12 protein-coding genes and 1 pseudogene are annotated in these 17,711 nt (G+C 74.3%); 9 read left to right on the top strand and 4 right to left on the bottom strand.

Annotated elements, in window-relative coordinates; genetic code table 11:
• Window positions 1-128 precede the first annotated feature (128 nt).
• From QM782_RS17780 to QM782_RS17755, 6 genes are all read left to right on the top strand, one after another.
• Entirely contained in the window at window positions 129-1,238 is a 1,110-nt protein-coding gene (locus QM782_RS17780) for a metallophosphoesterase family protein (RefSeq protein ID WP_415204223.1), read from the top strand.
• On the top strand, window positions 1,235-3,883 hold the full coding sequence (locus QM782_RS17775) for an AAA family ATPase (protein WP_415204222.1): 2,649 nt from the start codon (window positions 1,235-1,237) through the stop codon (window positions 3,881-3,883). The genes QM782_RS17780 and QM782_RS17775 overlap by 4 nt, the downstream gene beginning before the upstream one ends.
• A 90-nt stretch (window positions 3,884-3,973) precedes the next feature.
• Window positions 3,974-8,215: a leucine-rich repeat domain-containing protein gene (locus QM782_RS17770; protein WP_415204221.1), complete on the top strand. Its 4,242-nt coding sequence runs from the start codon at window positions 3,974-3,976 to the stop codon at window positions 8,213-8,215.
• 320 nt (window positions 8,216-8,535) lie between these two features.
• On the top strand, window positions 8,536-9,351 hold the full coding sequence (locus QM782_RS17765) for a uracil-DNA glycosylase family protein (RefSeq protein WP_415204220.1): 816 nt from the start codon (window positions 8,536-8,538) through the stop codon (window positions 9,349-9,351).
• A complete protein-coding gene (locus QM782_RS17760; RefSeq protein ID WP_415204219.1) occupies window positions 9,348-11,180 on the top strand; it encodes an amidohydrolase family protein in 1,833 nt (610 codons plus the stop codon). Before QM782_RS17765 ends, QM782_RS17760 begins: the two co-directional genes overlap by 4 nt.
• Window positions 11,181-11,458: 278 nt before the next feature.
• Window positions 11,459-12,100, top strand: coding sequence for a peroxiredoxin (locus QM782_RS17755; protein ID WP_415204218.1), 642 nt, complete (start codon window positions 11,459-11,461; stop codon window positions 12,098-12,100).
• Window positions 12,101-12,197: 97 nt separating this feature from the next.
• Here the strand turns inward: QM782_RS17755 and QM782_RS17750 are convergent, their stop codons facing one another.
• A complete protein-coding gene (locus tag QM782_RS17750; RefSeq protein WP_415204217.1) occupies window positions 12,198-12,761 on the bottom strand; it encodes a peroxiredoxin in 564 nt (187 codons plus the stop codon).
• Window positions 12,762-12,989: 228 nt separating this feature from the next.
• Entirely contained in the window at window positions 12,990-13,787 is a 798-nt protein-coding gene (locus QM782_RS17745) for an IclR family transcriptional regulator (protein ID WP_415204216.1), read from the bottom strand.
• Window positions 13,788-13,854: 67 nt separating this feature from the next.
• Here QM782_RS17745 and QM782_RS17740 point away from each other — a divergent pair, with 67 nt between their 5' ends.
• The 3 genes and pseudogenes from QM782_RS17740 to QM782_RS17730 all read left to right on the top strand — a co-directional run.
• Window positions 13,855-14,604, top strand: a complete 750-nt coding sequence (locus QM782_RS17740; RefSeq protein WP_415204215.1) for an RraA family protein — start codon at window positions 13,855-13,857, stop codon at window positions 14,602-14,604.
• 27 nt (window positions 14,605-14,631) lie between these two features.
• The gene (locus QM782_RS17735) at window positions 14,632-15,621 is read left to right on the top strand and encodes a Bug family tripartite tricarboxylate transporter substrate binding protein (protein WP_415204214.1); all 990 of its coding nucleotides are present in this window, start codon (window positions 14,632-14,634) and stop codon (window positions 15,619-15,621) included.
• A 43-nt stretch (window positions 15,622-15,664) separates the two neighbouring features.
• A pseudogene (locus QM782_RS17730) lies at window positions 15,665-15,901 on the top strand (helix-turn-helix domain-containing protein); the annotation flags it as partial.
• A gap of 38 nt (window positions 15,902-15,939) precedes the next feature.
• Here the strand turns inward: QM782_RS17730 and QM782_RS17725 are convergent.
• On the bottom strand, window positions 15,940-16,872 hold the full coding sequence (locus tag QM782_RS17725) for an ABC transporter permease (protein ID WP_415204213.1): 933 nt from the start codon (window positions 16,870-16,872) through the stop codon (window positions 15,940-15,942).
• Entirely contained in the window at window positions 16,869-17,684 is an 816-nt protein-coding gene (locus QM782_RS17720) for an ABC transporter ATP-binding protein (protein ID WP_415205678.1), read from the bottom strand. Before QM782_RS17720 ends, QM782_RS17725 begins: the two co-directional genes overlap by 4 nt.
• Window positions 17,685-17,711: the final 27 nt, after the last annotated feature.

The following is a 17,711-nucleotide window of genomic DNA, read 5'->3' as shown; positions in this document are numbered from 1 at the left end:
TCCTTGGAACGGCTTCGCAGCCGGGCACCGATGGAGTGTCGCCAGATCGGCGATGGCGTCGACACGGGATCTCCTCCCTTCGGGGGATCGACCGGCCGCGCAGGCCTCGCCCGGCACAATCCCCGCCCATGCCCCGCTTCCTGCACACGGCCGACTGGCAGATCGGCCGCCAGTTCGCCACGCTGTCCGCCGAGAACGCGCCACTGCTGACCGAGGCCCGCTTCACGGCCGTGGAGCGCCTGGCCGCGCTGGCCGCCCGGGAGCGCGTCGACGCCGTGCTGGTGGCCGGCGACGTGTTCGACGCGCAGACCGTGTCGGACCGCACCCTGCGCCGCCTGTTCGGCCTGCTCGACGGCTACGCCGGCCCCTGGCTGCTGCTGCCCGGCAACCACGACGCCGCGCTGGCCGAAAGCGTCTGGACGCGCGCGCAGCGCCTGCACGCCGTGCCCGCCAACGCGCACCTGCTGCTGGCGCCCGAGGCGCACCGCTTCGACGGCTTCGCCGTGCTGCCGGCGCCGCTGACGCAGCGCCACACCCATGCCGACCTGACGGACTGGTTCGACCGTGCCGAGACGCCCGCCGGCCTGCCGCGCATCGGCATGGCGCACGGCAGCGTGCAGGGCATCCTGGCCGAGGACATCGACGCCGCCAACCCGATCGCGCCGGACCGCGCCGCGCGCGCCCGGCTCGACTACCTGGCCCTGGGCGACTGGCACGGCTGCAAGCGCATCGATGCGCGCACCTGGTACGCCGGCACGCCCGAGCCCGACCGCTTCCGCGCCAACGAGGCCGGCCAGGCGCTGCTGGTCGACGTGGCGGCGCCCGGCGCCGAGCCGCAGGTCGCGCCGGTGCCGGTCGCGCAGCACCGCTGGCAGCAGATCGACGCCGCGCTGCAGGTGCCGAGCGACCTGGACGCGCTACTCGGCCGCCTGGCCGCGCTGCAGGCCGCCGACGTGGTGGACCTGCGGCTGGCCGGCCGGCTCGACCTGCCGGCGCGGGCGCGCCTGCAGGTCGCCATCGCCCAGGCCGAGGGCCGCGTGCGCCACCTGCAGGCCGACCTCGCAGACCTGCAGCTCGTGCCCACCGAGGCCGACGTCGCCGCGCTGCAGGCCGACGGCTACCTCGGCGCGGTCGTCGCCGAGCTGCGCGAGGAAGGCGCAGGCGGCGGCGAGCAGGCCCGCACCGCGCGCGACGCGCTGGCCCTGCTGGCGGCGGCCCTGGCGGACCGGACGGCATGAAGATCACCCGCCTGCGCGTCGAGCAGCTGCGCCGCTTCCGCCGGCCGCTGGAGCTGGACGGCTTCGCGCCCGGCCTGAACATCCTGGCCGGCCCCAACGAGGCCGGCAAGAGCACGCTGGTGCGCGCGATCCGCGCCGCCTTCTTCGAGCGCCACAAGTCCGCCATGGTCGAGGACCTGCGCCCCTGGGGCGAAGGCGGCGGCGCCGCGCCGCGCGTGGAGATCGACTTCGACTTCGGCGGCGCGCCGCACCGGCTGGCCAAGAGCTTCCTCGGCCGCAAGCGCTGCGTGCTGCAGATCGGCACGCGCCAGCTCGACGGCGCCGAGGCCGAGGACCACCTGGCGCAGCTGCTCGGCTTCGCCTACGCCGGCAAGGGCGCGAGCAAGGCCGAGCACCAGGGCATCCCCGGCCTGCTGTGGGTCGAACAGGGCAGCGGCCAGGAGCTGGAGGTGCAGCACGCGCGCCGGCACCTGCACGACGCGCTGCAGGACCGGCTCGGCGACGAGGCCGGCGCGCTGGCCGCCACCGGCGGCGACGCGCTGCTGGCGCGGCTGCAGGCCTGGCGCGACGAACTGCTGACCGGCACCGGCAAGCCCCGCGCCGAGCACCAGCAGGCGCTGGACGCCGTGGCCGCGCACCAGCAGGCGCTGGCCGCGCTGGACGCGCAGATCGCCGGCTACCGCCAGCAGGTCGACCAGCTCGCCGCGCTGCGCCGCCAGCACGCGGCCGACGAACACGAGCGGCCCTGGGACGCGCTGGACGCCCAACTCGACGCGGCGCGCCGCACCCAGGCCCGGCTCGACGACGCCGGCCGCCAGCTGGCCGACAGCCGCCGGCGGCTGGACGAGCTGGCGCGCACCCGCGCACTGCTGGCCCAGGGCCTGGACGCGCTGGACCGCCCGCAGCGCGACCTGGCCGCCCGCACCGAGGCCCTGGCCCAGGCCGAGGCCGCGCTGCAGGCCGCCGACGCGGCCTGCGCCCAGGCGCGCGCGCAGGCCGAAGCCGCCGAGGCCCGGGCCGAAGCCGCCCGCGCCGCCGCCGACCAGGCCCGCCAGCAGGCGCTGCGCGACAGCCTCGCCGGGCAGCTGCAGCAGGCGCAGGGCGACGCCGCGCGCACGGCCCAGGCGCTGGCCCGCGCCCAGGCCGCCGAGGCCGCGCTGGCGCAGGCGCGCACGCAGGCCGCGGCGCTGCCGGCCATCGCCGAGGCCGAGCTGCAGCAGCTGCGCCAGCACGACCGCGCCCTGGCCGAAGCGGCGCTGCGCCACCAGGCCACGGCCACGCGCCTGGCCTGGACGCTGCCGCCCGGCCCGCCGCTGGAACTGCGCCAGCGCGGCGCCGGCCAGCCGCTGCAGGCCGAGGGCGAGCTGCTGCTGGACGCGCCGGCCGCGCTGCACCTGCCCGGCGGCGGCGTGCTGCGCATCACCCCCGGCGGGCAGGACCTGGCCCGCCTCGCCGACGCCCACGCCCGCGCGCGCCAGGCCCTGCGCCAGGCGCTGGACGCGCTGGGCCTGGCCGACCTGGCCGAAGCGGAAGCCCGCTTCGCCGCGCGGCAGGACCGGCAGGCCCGGGTGCGGCTGGCGGAACAGGCGCTGGCCATCGTCGCGCCGCAGGGCATGGCCGCGCTGCACGACGCCGCCACGGCCGCCCAGGCCCGCCTGCAGGCCGCGCAGGCCGCCTGCGCGCGCCTGCCCGCGACGCCGGCGGAGCCCCCCGCCGCGCCAGCCGACGCCGAGGCCGCGCTGCAGGCCGCCACGCGCGCCGCGCAGGCCGCGCGCGACACGCTGGCCCAGGCCCAGCGCCGCCAGGCCGCCGCCGCCGGCGGCCGCGACGCCGCGCGCGCCGAATGCCAGGCCGCCCAGGCCGCGGTGGACGCCCCGGACCGCCCGCAGCGCCTGGCCGACATCCAGCGCCAACTGCTGGACACCACCGCCGAGCAGCAGGCGCTGGCCGCCCAGGTCGCCGCGGCCGAGGCCGCGCTGCAATCGGCCCGGCCCGACATCGTGGCGCAGGACATCGCGCGCCTGTCGCGCAGCGCGGAGCAGCAGCGCCAGGCCCACCGCCTGCGCCACGAGCAGATCCTGGTGCTGCAGGCCGCGCTGCAGCAGGCCGGCGCCGAGGGCCTGGAGGAACGCCGCGCCGCGCTGGCCGGCGAGCTGGCCCGCGCCGAGCGCCGGCTGGACGAGCTGCGCCGCCGCGCCGCCGCGCTGGACCTGCTGTGCCGCAAGCTGCAGTCGCGCCGCCAGGCCGCGCTGGCGCGGCTGCAGGCGCCGCTGGCCGGGCGGCTGCAGCACTACCTGCCGCTGCTGCTGCCCGGCGCCGCGCTGCAGATGGACGAGCAGCTGGCGCCCGGCCTGGTCACCCGCGGCGGCGCCGAGGCCGGCCCGCTGCAGGCGCTGAGCTTCGGCGCACGCGAGCAGCTGGGCCTGATCGCCCGCTTCGCCTACGCCGACCTGCTGCAGCAGGCCGGCCGCCCCACGCTGCTGATCCTGGACGACGCGCTGACCCACAGCGACGCCGAGCGCCTGGCGCTGATGAAGCGCGTGCTGTTCGACGCCGCCCAGCGCCACCAGGTGCTGCTGTTCACCTGCCACCCGGAGCTGTGGCGCGACATGGGGGTGGCGGTGCGGCTGCTGGGCGGCGGCTGAGCGCGCCGCCGCGCCTCTCTCCCGCCGGCCGCCTGGGCCCCGCGTTCCCCGGCTTGCCTTGCCGGTGCGGCAGGCACGAAGATCGCAGGCATGACGCACGCCAGCCATGATGACCAGGATGCCGCGGAAGCCGAACGGCGCATCGAGCACGCCGAGAGGACCGGGGCAACCGCGCTGTCGCTGGCCAAGTTGCGGTTGCATGCGGTGCCACCTGCGATCGCCAGGCTCAGCGCACTGCAGCAGCTCGACCTGAGTTTTTGCTACCAACTGGAGGACCTGTCGCCCCTGGCCAACCTGGCCGCCCTGCAGCACCTCGACTTGAGTGAGTGCGGCCAACTGGAGGACCTGTCTCCCCTGGCCGGCCTGGCCACCCTGCAGCACCTCGACCTGAGTTGGTGCAGCCAACTACAGGACCTGTCTCCCCTGGCCGGCCTGGCCGCCCTGCAACACCTCGACCTGCGTGAGTGCAGCCAACTGCAGGACTGGTCTCCCCTGGCCAGCCTGGCCGCCCTGCAGCACCTCGCCCTGAGTTGGTGCAGCCAACTACAGGACCTGTCTCCCCTGGCCGGCCTGGCCGCCCTGCAGCACCTCGACCTGCCTGGGTGCGGCCAACTGCAGGACCTGTCTCCCCTGACCGGTCTGGCCGCCCTGCAGCACCTCGACCTGAGGTTGTGCGAACAACTGCAAGACCTGTCTCCCCTGGCCGGCCTGGCCGCCCTGCAACACCTCGACCTGCGTGAGTGCAGCCAACTGCAGGACTGGTCTCCCCTGGCCAGCCTGGCCACCCTGCAGCACCTCACCCTGGGTGGGTGCAGCCAACTGCAAGACCTGTCTCCCCTGAGCGGCCTGGCCGCCCTGCAGCACCTTGACCTGAGTGAGTGCAGCCAACTGCAGGACCTGTCTCCCCTGGCCGGCCTGGCCGCCCTGCAGCACCTCGACCTGAGTTGGTGCGAACAACTGCAGGATCTGTCCCCCCTGGCGGGTTTGGTCGCCCTGCAGCACCTCGACCTGAGTGGGTGCGGCCAACTGCAGGACTGGTCTCCCTTGGCTGGCCTGGCCGCCCTGCAGCACCTCGACCTGAGTGAGTGCAGTCAACTGCAGGACCTGTCCCCCCTGGCCAGCCTGGCTGCCCTGCAGCACCTCGACCTGAGTGGGTGCAGCCAACTGCAGGACCTGTCGCCCCTGGCCGGCCTGGCCGCCCTGCAGCACCTCACCCTGAGTTGGTGCAGCCAACTGCAAGACCTGTCTCCCCTGAGCGGCCTGGCCGCCCTGCAGCACCTTGACCTGAGTGAGTGCAGCCAACTGCAGGACCTGTCTCCCCTGGCCGGCCTGACCGCCCTGCAGCACCTCACCCTGGGTGGGTGCGAACAACTGCAGGACCTGTCTCCCCTGGCCGGCCTGGCCGCCCTGCAGCACCTCACCCTGGGTGGGTGCGAACAACTGCAGGACCTGTCTCCCCTGGCCGGCCTGGCCGCCCTGCAGCACCTCATCCTGAATGGGTTCAGCCAACTGCAGGACCTGTCTCCCCTGGCCGGCCTGGCCGCCCTGCAGCACCTCACCCTGAATGGGTTCAGCCAACTGCAGGACCTGTCTCCCCTGGCCCGCCTGGCCGCCCTGCAGCGCCTCGACCTGAGTGGGTGCGAACAACTGCAGGACCTGTCTCCCCTGGCCGGCCTGGCCGCCCTGCAGCACCTCATCCTGACTGGGTGCAGCCAACTGCAGGACCTGTCTCCCCTGGCCGGCCTGGCCGCCCTGCAGCACCTCATCCTGACTGGGTGCAGCCAACTGCAGGACCTGTCTCCCCTGGCCGGCCTGGCCGCCCTGCAGCGCCTCGACCTGAGTGGGTGCAGCCAACTGCAGGACCTGTCTCCCTTGGCCGGCCTGGCCGCCCTGCAGCACCTCGACCTGAGTGGGTGCAGCCAATTGCAGGACCTGTCTCCCCTGGCCGGCCTGGCCGCCCTGCAGCACCTCGACCTGAGTGGGTGCAGCCAATTGCAGGACCTGTCTCCTCTGGCCAGCCTGGCCGCCCTGCAGCACCTCGACCTGAGTTGGTGCAGCCAACTGCAGGGCCTGCTCCCCCTGGCCAGCCTCCGAGATTTGGCAGAACTTCATGCACAGGGCGTCCCTGTCGATTGCGCTCCCGGCGCGCAGCCCTGGTCGAGCTGGCCGACGCTCCAGACCGCTGTCGTCGACCAGGTGCTGGGCGCGCCCGCCGAGCTGGCCTCCACCGACCCATTCGACAACGCCCTGCCCCGCATCCGCGCCTGGGAGGCCGACCTGGCCCGCGGCGAGGCGCCGGCCAGCGCGCTGAAGATCTTCGTGCTGGGCAACGGGTCGGTCGGCAAGACGCAGCTGTGCCGCCGGCTGCGGGGCGAAGCCTTCGATCCGTCCGTGCCCTCGACGCACGGCATCCAGCGGGGCGCGATCGCGCTGCACCCCGGCGCGGGCCTGCCCGCGGTGCGCGCCCATCTGTGGGACTTCGGCGGCCAGGACATCTACCTCGGAACGCACGCGCTGTTCCTCGACGAGCACGCGGTCTACGTCGTCGCGTGGACGCCGGCGCAGGAGAACCGCGACGCCTTCGAGCAGCAGGGCGTGCCCATGCGCAACCGGCCGCTGGCCTACTGGCTCGCCTACGTGCAGGCGCACGCCGGCCCGCAGGCCTGCGTGCTCGTGGTGCAGACGCAGTGCGAGCGCGAGCGCGACGTGCGGCCGCCGCCGCTGCCGCAGGGCCACGGCTTCGCGCGCCTGCGCCACCTCGCCGCCTGCGCGCGCCAGGACGATGGCATCGAGGCATTGCAGCTGGAACTCAAGCACGCGGCCCGCTACCAGCTCGAACGCCACGGCAAGGTGCGCATTCCCGCCAGCTGGGTGGCCGTCGGCGCGGAACTGGACGCGCGGACGGCCGAACGCACGCTGCCGCGCGCCGCGTTCGAGGCGCTGTGCCGCGAGCGGCACGGCACGGCCGTGCCGTCCGTGGTGCTCCACTACCTGCACCGCAGCGGCCAGGTGTTCTGGCGCGACGGCCTGTTCGGCGACCAGGTCGTCCTGGACCAGGACTGGGCGCTGCAGGGCGTCTATGCGGTGCTGGAGCGCACCACCGTGCTGCCCACGATCCGCAGCCAGGGCGGCCGCTTCTCGCCCGCGCTGCTGGCGGCGCTGGCCTGGCAGGGCCATGGCGAGGCCGAGCGCCGGCTCTTCCTGTCGCTGATGGAGCAGTGCCGGATCTGCTTCCGGGTCACCGACGCGCTGTACGTCGCGCCGGCCCTGCTGCCGCCGCGGCAGGACGTGGCGGACGCCGTGGCCCAGGTCTGGCGCGATGCCGAGCCCGAGGCGGCCGTGCGGATCCGCTACGCCTTCCTGCACGAGCACATCCTGAACGCCATGCTGTGCGGCATCGGCGAACGGGCGGGCTGGCACGCCGTGTACTGGGCCCATGGCGTCTGCTTCCACGATGCCGCCAGCCGCGCGACGGCGCGCATCGACGCCGCGATGCCACCGGCGGACGCGGACGATCCGGGCGGCAGCATCGTCGTCGAGACCGCCGGCGCCGGCGCGGCGGCCCTGGCGCAGCACCTGTGCGACTCGATCCTGCGGGTCGCGGGGCAGCCGCCTGCCGAACTGGACTGGATCCGCGGCAGGCCCGGCGCGGGGACGGACACGCGGGACGACGCGCCCGCGGACTTCTCCGCCGTGCAGCCCGGGCCGCCGCCGCGCGCCGCCGGCGCGCCGCAGCCGGTCTACGTCTCCTACGCCTGGGGCGGCGACAGCGAACGCATCGTCGATGCGCTGGAGCAGCGCCTGCCGGCGGCCGGCTGCGTGCTGCACCGCGACAAGCGGGCGCTGCGGCCCGGCGACTGGATTTCTGCGTTCATGGCCCGCATCGGCCGCGGCGACCTGGTGCTGCTGGTGCTGAGCGAGAAGTCGCTGCGGTCGCTGTACTGCATGCAGGAAATGCTGCACCTGTACCACCGCAGCCTCGGCGACCGGGACGATCTCCTGCGCCGCATCGTGCCCGTCATCGTCGACGGCCTGCAGCTCGCCCGCGCGCGCGACCGGCTGCCGTACGTCAAGCACTGGCAGGACGAGAAGAACGCGCTGGACCAATGGGTCGCCCAGGTCGGCCCGGCCGGCCTGGGACCCGCCGACCGGGCCGAATGGCTGGACCTGCAAGACTTCGTGCACCGCGCAGGCGACATCCTGGCCTGGGTGGCGGACACCGTGATGCCGCGCGGCCTGCAAGGCGTCGACGCGGCGCTCGAGCTGCTGGCGCAGCGCGCGCGGCAGGCCTCGGCCGGTGCCGCCGGAGAGGACGGCCCGCACGGGCCATGACGGCAGCGCCGGCAGCGCGCGGCACGGACCGGCGCCCGCCCGCCCCACGGGCGCCGCGCGACTGACCGTGCGCGCAGGGATGCGTCCCGCTGCCCGGCATGCCCGCACCGCGGCCCTGGCGCTCGCCGCGATGCGCCGGCGCCGGGCGGTTGCTTCGCCCGGATCGATCCGCCCAAACCCACCGGCGGCACCCATCCGGCATTGCCGTTCGCCCCAGCGCCCTCCGCCGCAACCGGCCTGGGAGCGCGGCTTGACGCGGCGGGGCAGCCTGGCGACAGTCGGTTGCGCTGCAACGCGCGATCCCCTTCGAGGAGGCTGCCGTGTCCCATCCCTTCGATCCAGGCTACGTTCGCGAGCCGTTCCTGACGCTGTGTGCCGACTACCCCGGCACCGACGTCTACCCCACCGATCAGTTCCGCACCGAGTGGGGGCCGATCTTCCACCGCGGCCGCCTGGACGGCTCGGCCCGGGTGCTGCTCATCGGCCAGGACCCGGCCCAGCATGAGACCGTGGTGCGCCGCATCCTCGTCGGCGAGGCCGGCCGCCGCGTGCAGGGGCTGCTGTCCAAGCTCGGCATCACGCGCAGCTACGTCTTCATCAACACCTACCTCTACAGCGTCTACGGCAGCGTGCGGGCGAAGACGCGCCGCGCTGCGGCGCTCGTCGCGTACCGCAACCGCTGGCTCGACGCGCTGCTGGTCGGCACGCAGGTCGAGGCCGTGATCGCGCTCGGCACGGCGGCCAACGAGGCCTGGCAGATGTGGACGGCCACGCCGTCCGGCCAGGCAGCCCGGTTCGCCTATGCCGCGGTCACCCACCCCACCCAGCCGGAAAGTTCGTCGCAGAACGACAAGGCCAAACTCGCAGCGGCCACCGCCAAGCTGCTGAAGAACTGGAACACGGCGTTGCAGACGCTGGCGCCGGCCATCCAGCACCCCGACCAGCCGGCCGCCCTCATCCCCTACGGCGAGACCTGGGGCGCCGCGGAGCGGCCGCCGATTCCGGCGTTCGACTACCCGGCGGGCCTGCCCGCATGGATGTGCGAGCAGGACGGTTGGGCACGCCGGTCCGGCGCCGATGCGCTGGCCAAGCGCCGCAATCTGACCGTCACGGTGCCCAAAGGGGTGTTGCCATGAGCCCCGCCCGGCAGCCCGAAGAGGCGCGCGCCGCAGCCGGCCAGGACCAGGACGACGGAACGCTGGCGGGCACGCCGCGGCGGCGCTGGTTCCCGCTCGCCAGCCACGGCCATGCGGACACGGCGGCAGCGACCGCCCTGCGGGCCCCGGCCACGGGGCCGATCGACCCGCTCGACGGCCCCCGGCTGGCGCTGGCCGGCCGCGTCGTCACGATGGACGCGGCCTTCCGGGTGATCGACCGGGCCGTCGTCTACGTCGACCGCGGCACCATCGTCGACGTGCGCGAGCGCGCGGCGCCCTGCCCGCCCGGGTTCGAGGCGGTGCGCCCCGTCGCCAGCGGCGGGACGATCTACCCGGGCCTGATCGAGCTGCACAACCACTTGAGCTACAACGCGCTGCCGCTGTGGAGCCCGGTGCCCCGGCGCTTCGAGCACCGCGGCCAATGGCCGGACCACCCGGACTACCGCAAGCTGATCAGCGGGCCGATGACGGTCGTCGGCCGATACCGGGACGCCGCGGGCCAGGCGGCGCTGCTCGCCCCGCTGGTGCGCTACGTCGAGTGCCGGTGCCTGTTCGGCGGAGTCACGACCAGCCAGGGGATCATGCTGAGCAGCAATGCGGGCATCCAGCGCTACTACCGCGGCATCGTGCGCAACGTCGAGCGGACCGACGATCCGCTGCTGTCCGAGGCGCAGGGGCGCATCGCCGACGTCGACGCCAAGGATGCCCGCTCGTTCCTGTCCCGCCTGGCCAAGGAGGACAGCTGCTTCCTGCTGCACCTGAGCGAAGGCGTGACCCCCGACGGCCGGGCGGACTCGATCGCCAGGCGCCACTTCCTCGCGCTGCAGGTGGCCCCCGGCGAATGGGCGTTGAACGACCGCTTCGCCGGCATCCACGCCGCCGGGCTGCTGCCCGAGGACTACGAGGTGCTGGCCCGGCACGGCGGGGCGATGGTCTGGTCGCCGCTGAGCAACCTGCTGCTGTACGGCGCGACGGCGCGGGTCGATGCCGCGCGGGCGGCCGGGGTGCGCATCGGCCTGGGCAGCGACTGGTCGCCCTCGGGCAGCAAGAACCTGCTCGGCGAGCTGAAGGTGGCCTGGCTGTACGCGCAGCACCTGCTGGCGGGAGCGCTGAGCGCCCGCGACCTGGTCGCGATGGCCACCTGCGACGCGGCGGCGATCCTGAAGTGGCAGCAGGCCCTGGGCTCGCTCGAAGCGGGCAAGCGGGCCGACCTGCTGGTGGTCGACGGGGCCGCCGGCGATCCGTACGAGGCGCTGATCAAGGCCAGGGAAACCGATATCCGGCTGGTGATGATCAACGGGATCGGCCGCTACGGCGTGCCGGGGCTGATGGGCGCGGCCGGCGCCGCCGGGGAAGCGGTGGTCGTCGGCGGCCGTCGGCGCCGCCTGTTCGTGGAGCACAAGACCGGCGACCCGGACGTGGCGAACGTGTCGCTGGCGCAGGCGCGCGCGGCGCTGCGCACGGCGTTCAGGAACTTGCCGAAGCTGGCGCGCGAGCTGGAGAAGCCCAGGCGCGTGGTGCACGCGATGCTCGACGCGCCGCAGCCGGTGGTGTGGTCGCTGGCGCTGGACGAGATCCAGGACACCGGCGTGGTGCTGCGGCCCCGGCTGCCGTTCGACGGGCCGGCGGACTACTCCGGCGTCGAGACGGTGGCGGCGCGGGCCCCCGCGCCGCCGCTGTCGGCGATCCTGGAGCCCATCGCGCTGGACCCCCTGACGGTGGCCGACGATGCGCAGTTCCTGCAGCGCATCGCGGCGCAGCCGAATGTCCCGCCAGCGGTGCGCGACAACCTGGCGAGCCTGTACTGACCCTGCCGGCATGCGAGCGCCACCGGGCGCATGCAGGTGCGGGACGCGGCCCCGCGGACCGGCAGGCCGGGCTGCGCGGGTGCCGCGCAGGCCTGGCTGCCACCGGCACGCAAGGGCATGGCGCCGATGGCGGCGCACCTGACCCCGCCAACCACGCGCGCGCCCGGCGCGCCTGCGCCCCGCCCCTATGCGCGCAGCGGCTAAGCATCCACGCAAAGCTTCGTTGGCGCGCACGGCCCGGCTCTCCACAATGGCCTTTCCCAACCCGGAGTTCGCAGATGGCCACCTTGAGACTGGGCGACACCGCCCCCGACTTCACGCAGCAGTCCAGCCAGGGCACGATCCGTTTCCACGCATGGGCCGGCGACGCCTGGGTCGTGCTGTTCTCCCATCCGGCCGACTTCACGCCGGTCTGCACCACCGAGCTGGGCCGCACGGCGGCGCTGGCGGGCGAGTTCGCCCGGCGCGGCGTCAAGCCGATCGCGGTCAGCGTGGACCCGGTCGACCAGCACCTGCAGTGGATCGGCGACATCGACGCGACGCAGAACACCACGGTCGACTTTCCGATCCTGGCCGACGCGGACCGCACGGTCTCCACGCTGTACGACCTGATCCACCCGAACGCCTCGACCACGGCCACCGTGCGCAGCGTGTTCTTCATCGACCCGGCCAAGACCATCCGCGCCACGCTGACCTACCCGGCCAGCACCGGCCGCAACTTCGACGAGCTGCTGCGCGTGATCGACTCGCTGCAGCTGACCGACAGCCACAAGGTGGCCACGCCGGCCGACTGGAAGGACGGCGACGACGTGGTGATCCTGCCCAGCCTGCAGGACCCGGCCGAACTGGCCGAGCGCTTCCCGAAGGGCTTCCGGACGGTGCGGCCCTACCTGCGCATCACGCCGCAGCCGAACCGGTGACGCCGCCGGCCTGCGCATCACGCCGCAGCCGGACCGCGAACCCCGCCGGCCTGCGCACCAGGCGGCGCAGGCCGATCGAGGGCGGCGCGCCGCGGCGCTATGAACCGGCCGCGCCGGCTGGCGCGGCAAGGCGCTGGACCGCCTTCAGCGTACGCTCCACATGCGCCTCGGGGTCCGCGCCCTCATGCGCGAAGGCGACCTTGCCGTCCTTGCCGATCACGTAGGAGATGCGGTCGGCCATGCCGGGCCGCGCGGCGAGCTGCGCGTCGTAGGCGCGGATGACCTGGGCGCCGGCGTCGGCCGCCACCGCGAACTTGTTGCGGCAGGCCTCGACCGAGAAGCGCTGCAGCGTGCCGATGTCGTCGGCCGAGACGCCGATGACCGTGGCGCCGAGCGCGGCGAAGCGCTCGCTGGCCTCGGCGAACAGGTGCGCCTCGAGCGTGCAGCCCTGCGTGAACGCCTTCGGGAAGAAGTACAGCACCACCGGCCCGCGCCCCAGCGCCTCGGCCAGCTGGAAGCGGAAGGTCTGGCCGCCCAGCGCGGCCTCGGCGCCGAACGCCGGCGCGGCGTCGCCGGGCTGGAGCGCGGCCTGCGCGGACGCGGCGGTGAACACGCAGGCGGCCAGCACGGCCGCGGCGCGCAGGGAGGATGGCAGGGTCATGGCGGTGGTCTCCAGGGCAGCGGGTACGCGGGCAGTGTGCCACCGCGGCCGGGCTGGCCCGGCGCGCCGGCCGCAATGCCCACGCCCGCAGGTATTCCGGGCACCCGGGGACGGCCGGCGCGGTGGATGCCCGCGATCGCAGGCATTCCTACCGTGGCGCGGCGGCCCATGCCCAGGGCCTGCGAGCACTACGGCGGGGGTGCCCTGCGCAAGCGCGCGCGCCTCGCGTCAGGCCGGCACGGGCAGTTGCCAGGCCGAGATCTCCTGCGCCGCCGCCTCCACCGCCTGCGCGATGGCGCGGCGCCGCGCCGTGCTCTTGCCGGGATGGATGTAGACCGCCACCAGCGCGCCCAGCACCACGTCGCCGGCGCCGCGCACCAGCGTGGCGGCGGCGCCCACGCCGTCGATGCCCTCGCCGTGGCCTTGCACCGAGTCCGTGCGCCGCAGCAGCTCCAGGCTCTGCCGCAACTGCTGCGGGTCGCCGAAGGTGCGCGAGGTGCGCCGCTCCAGCGGCCTGGCCAGCACCTGGCGCCACAGTGCCGCGTCCGCGTGGGCCAGCAGCAGCCGCTGCGAGGCGCCCATGTGCAGCGGCAGCCGCGTGCCGGTGCGCGAGGTCACGCGCGCATCCAGCTCGGCGTCGGCCACGGCCAGCGTCACGGCCTCCAGGCCGTCGCGCACCACCAGCTTGACGGTTTCGCCGACGGTGCGCGCCAGGCGCTGCATCACCGGCCGCGCCAGCGTCACCAGGTCGCGCGGCGCCTGCACCTGCGCGCCGAGCCGCGCCAGCGCCGGGCCCAGGCGGTACAGCCCGTCGCGGCCCGGCGCGGCCTGCAGGAAGCCGTGCGCCAGCAGCACGCGCACGACGCGGTAGAGCGTGGCGCGCGGCATGCCGGTGGCCGCGGCCAGCGCCTGCGCGCCCAGGCCGTCCGGCGTCGCCGACAGCGCCAGCAGCAGCTGCACCGCGCGTTCCACGGCGGGGGCGCCGCTGTCGGCGGGCGCGGACCTGGCTTGACGTGCTGCTTCCATGCTTCCTATATTGGATCGTATGCGATAGGCAGTATCGCATATGAGACCAGCAACCGAAGGAGACGCGATGACCGATGCCCCGCCCCGGCTTCAGAAGGAAGCCATGATGATGAAGCTCGATGCGCTGATCGCGGCGCGCGAGGCCATCCCCGACGCGCCGTTTCCCATGCCCGTGGCCGAACTGCTGCGCCGCTACGAGCAGACGCAGGCGGCCGTGGTCTGCGACGTGCTGCGCGAACATTGCCTGCTCGACCAGGCCTTTCCCGGCCGATTGCAGGCGCTGCGGCCCGAGAAGACCGTCGCCGGCATCGCGTTCACCGTCAAGAGCGCGCCCAATACGCGCATCAGCGGCGAGCTGACCTTCCGCGGCCAGATGCTCGACGCGATGGGCGAGCACGCCTTCGTGGTCTGGGACACCTCGGGCGACGAGCGCGCCACGCTGTGGGGCGGCGTCATGACCGCCACCGTCAAGGGCAAGGGCGTGCGCGGTGCGCTGGTCGATGGCGGCATCCGCGACACGGCCCAGATCGTCGCGGCCGATTTCCCGGTCTACTACCGCTACCGCAGCCCCAACGGCAGCCTGTCGCGCTGCCTGATCACGCACTACCAGCTGCCGGTGCAGATCGGCGACGTGTTCGTGCGTCCCGGCGACGTGATCCTGGCCGATGCCGACGGCGCGGTCTGCGTGCCCCGCGAGCTGGCGGTCGCGGTGCTGGAACGGGCCGAGGCCGTGATCGCCAACGAGAAGAAGATCTTCTCCTGGGTGGCCGAGGGCCAGACCATCGAACAGATCACGGCACAGGGCGGCTATTTCTAGCCGCCGCACCGCGAACGGGAGACACGCATGCGACACGCTCTTTCCCTGCGCCGGCGCGCCGTGCTCGGCGCCGGCCTGGCGCTGGCTGCCGGCGCCACGCGGGCCCAGGCCGCGCCCTGGCCCAGCCAGCCGATCAAGATCCTGGTCGGCTTCCCGGCCGGGGGCGCTTCCGACGTCATGGCGCGGCTGATCGCCGCCAAGCTCAGTGCCGGCCTCGGCGGCCATCCGGTGATCGTGGACAACCGGCCCGGCGCCGCCGGCACGCTGGCCGCCTCGCTCACGGCGCGCGCGCCGGCCGACGGCTACACCCTGGTGCTGGCCTCGCCCACGGCCATCACGCTGGCGCCCTCGACCATGCAGGGCAAGCTCGGCTACGCGCCGGACAAGGATCTGGTGCCCATCAGCATGGTGGCCAGGTACCCGTTGTTCCTGGTAGCGCACCCGCAGCTCGGCGTGAAGAACGCGGCCGAGCTCGTGGCCAAGGCGCGCGCGAACCCGGGCAAGATCAACTTCGCCTCGTTCGGCACCGTGACCAGCGGCGGCCTGGCGGTCGAGCAGATCAAGCTGATGGCCGGCATCGACGTGCTGCACGTGCCGTTCAACGGCAGCGCGCCAGCGCTGCAGGCGCTGATGGGCGGCAACGTGGACCTGATGTTCGACACCGCCGTCACCGCGCTGCCCAACATCCGCGCCGGCAGGCTGGTCGGCCTGGGCGTGGCCAGCCTCGCGCGCAGTCCGCTGGCGCCGGAGTTGCCGACCGTGGCCGAGGGCGTGCCCGGCTTCGAGGCCGACAGCTGGAACGGCCTGATGGCGCCGGCCGGCACCCCGCAGCCGGTGATCGCGCGCATCCAGGCCGAGGTGGCGAAGTTCGTGCACGAGCCGGACGTGAAGGAGCGCTTCGCCACGCTCGGCGCGGACCCGCTGGGCAACACGCCGGCGGAGTTCGCACACTTCATCCAGGAGGAGACGGCGCGCTACGCGCGGCTGGTGCGCGAGGCCGGGATCAAGGTGGAATAGCCGCCGCCCAGGACGGGCAGCGCAAACGAGGGCAGCCGTTCCGGTGACCGGCACCGGCCAGGCCGGGCGGCCCTTCTCGCGCCGGCCCGCCACCGGGCGCACGCTGTTCGACCTGTTCGACCTGCGCCCGCCCGTCTTCGCGGCCAAGGAATCCGATCTGCGCCGCGGCGCCGAGCGCGCCTGCCTCTCGCTGGCCGCGGCCGGCACGCGCATCAAGCGGCTGGCGGACGACCTCGGCGCCAAGCTGCCGTACCGCGAACCCCAGGGGGCAGAGCCCACGCCGGCCGGCCGGCGGCGCGCTGCAGCCCCCGTGCGCACTCAGCGCTGCTGCCCCCAGCGCCGCACGGTCAGCCGCTCCAGCGTCGCGAAGCCCAGCGTCTCCACGGCCAGGCCGATCAGCACCACCGTCACCAGGCCGGCGAACACGCGGTCGGTGTAGAGCTCGTTGCGGTTCTGGAAGATGTACCAGCCCAGCCCGCCCTGCCCCGAGCTGGCGCCGAACACCAGCTCGGCCGCGATCAGCGTGCGCCAGGCGAAGGCCCAGCCGATCTTCAGGCCCGACAGGATGGACGGCAGCGCCGCCGGCACCAGGATCTGCAGCACGTAGCGCAGGCCCTTCAGGCCGTAGTTGCGCCCGGCCATGCGCAGCGTCTCGGGCACGCCCTGGAAGCCGGCGAAGGTGTTGAGCGCCAGCGGCCACAGCACCGAGTGGATCAGCACGAACACCAGGCTGCCCCGGCCCAGGCCGAACCACAGCAGCGCCAGCGGCAGCAGCGCGATGGCCGGCAGCGGGTTGAACATCGCGGTCAGCGTGGCCAGCAGGTCGCGCCCGAGCTGCGTCGACACCGCCAGCGTGGTCAGCGCGAAGGCCAGCAGCACGCCGGCCGCGTAGCCCTGCAGCAGCACCGACAGCGACAGGCCCACGCGCGCCGGCAGCTCGCCGCTGGCGATGCCCTCGGCCAGCGCGCGCGCCGTGGCGCCGAAGGTCGGCAGCAGCAGGTCGTTGTCCTGCCAGCGCGCCGCCAGCTCCCACAGCAGCGCCAGCGCGAGCAGGATCAGGCCGCGGCGCAGCCAGGCCTGCTGCCACAGGCGGGTGGTCCAGGGCAGCGCGCGCTCGACGCTGCCGGCGGTGTAGGGCTGCAGCCGCCACTCGGCCTCGGGCCGCACGGGCGGATCGAGCGCGGTCACCGGCGTACCTCCCCCCGTACGGGCTGCGGCGCGAGCACCTTGGTGCGGCCGGGCGGTACTCATGCCGCCACCTCCTCGAACAGCAGGTGGTGGATGTGCCGGGCCTTGGCCTGGAACGCGGCCCCGCCGGTGCTGTGCAGCCCGAAGTCGTGGCTGTTGATCTCCGCGCGCATGCGGCCCGGGTGCGGCGACAGCAGCGCGATGCGGCTGCCGACGACCAGCGCCTCCTCGATCGAGTGGGTGACGAACAGCAGCGTGAAGCGCACCTCGTCCCACAGCGCCAGCAGTTCCTCCTGCATCCGGCGGCGCGTCAGCGCGTCCAGCGCGGCGAAGGGCTCGTCCATCAGCAGCACGCGCGGCTGCATGGCCAGGGCGCGGGCGATCGCCACGCGCTGCTTCATGCCGCCGGACAGCTGGTGCGGATGCACGTCGGCGAACTTCGCCAGGCCGACCTTGTCCAGATAGTGCAGCGCGCGCTCGGCGGCTTCGCGGCGGCCCGCCGTGCGCGAGGCCAGCAGCGGGAACATCACGTTCTCGCGCACGGTCTTCCACGGCGGCAGCTGGTCGAACTCCTGGAACACGACGATGCGGTCCGGCCCGGGGGCGGCCACGCGGCGGCCGTCGAGCCGGATCTCGCCCTCCACCGGCGCGATGAAGCCGGCGACGGCCTTGAGCAGCGTCGACTTGCCGCAGCCGGAAGGCCCCAGCAGCACGTAGCGTTCGGCCGCGTGCACCTCGAAGCCGACGCGGTGCGTGGCGCGCACCACGCGCCCGGGGGTGCGGTACTCCAGGCTCACGCCGTCGACCTGCAGCAGCGGCTGCGGCGCGGCCGCCTGCTGCACGGGCGGCCGGGCGGCCGCGCCCGGACTGCGCAGCGGCACGGCCGGAGCGGCGCGGCGCAG

Source organism: Pseudorhodoferax sp. (assembly GCF_047601025.1).
Lineage (GTDB): Bacteria > Pseudomonadota > Gammaproteobacteria > Burkholderiales > Burkholderiaceae_C > Pseudorhodoferax.
The sequence above is the reverse complement of the archived record's forward strand: the minus strand, read 5'-3'. Positions and strand labels throughout refer to the sequence as shown.

Excerpts from the sequence above, each read along its gene's own strand:
- QM782_RS17780 (WP_415204223.1), top strand. The coding sequence starts at position 129 with ATGCCCCGCTTCCTGCACACGGCCGACTGGCAGATCGGCCGCCAGTTC.
- QM782_RS17775 (WP_415204222.1), top strand. The coding sequence starts at position 1,235 with ATGAAGATCACCCGCCTGCGCGTCGAGCAGCTGCGCCGCTTCCGCCGG.
- QM782_RS17770 (WP_415204221.1), top strand. The coding sequence starts at position 3,974 with ATGACGCACGCCAGCCATGATGACCAGGATGCCGCGGAAGCCGAACGG.
- QM782_RS17760 (WP_415204219.1), top strand. The coding sequence starts at position 9,348 with ATGAGCCCCGCCCGGCAGCCCGAAGAGGCGCGCGCCGCAGCCGGCCAG.
- QM782_RS17755 (WP_415204218.1), top strand. The coding sequence starts at position 11,459 with ATGGCCACCTTGAGACTGGGCGACACCGCCCCCGACTTCACGCAGCAG.
- QM782_RS17750 (WP_415204217.1), bottom strand. The coding sequence starts at position 12,761 with ATGACCCTGCCATCCTCCCTGCGCGCCGCGGCCGTGCTGGCCGCCTGC.
- QM782_RS17745 (WP_415204216.1), bottom strand. The coding sequence starts at position 13,787 with ATGGAAGCAGCACGTCAAGCCAGGTCCGCGCCCGCCGACAGCGGCGCC.
- QM782_RS17740 (WP_415204215.1), top strand. The coding sequence starts at position 13,855 with ATGACCGATGCCCCGCCCCGGCTTCAGAAGGAAGCCATGATGATGAAG.
- QM782_RS17735 (WP_415204214.1), top strand. The coding sequence starts at position 14,632 with ATGCGACACGCTCTTTCCCTGCGCCGGCGCGCCGTGCTCGGCGCCGGC.
- QM782_RS17725 (WP_415204213.1), bottom strand. The coding sequence starts at position 16,872 with ATGAGTACCGCCCGGCCGCACCAAGGTGCTCGCGCCGCAGCCCGTACG.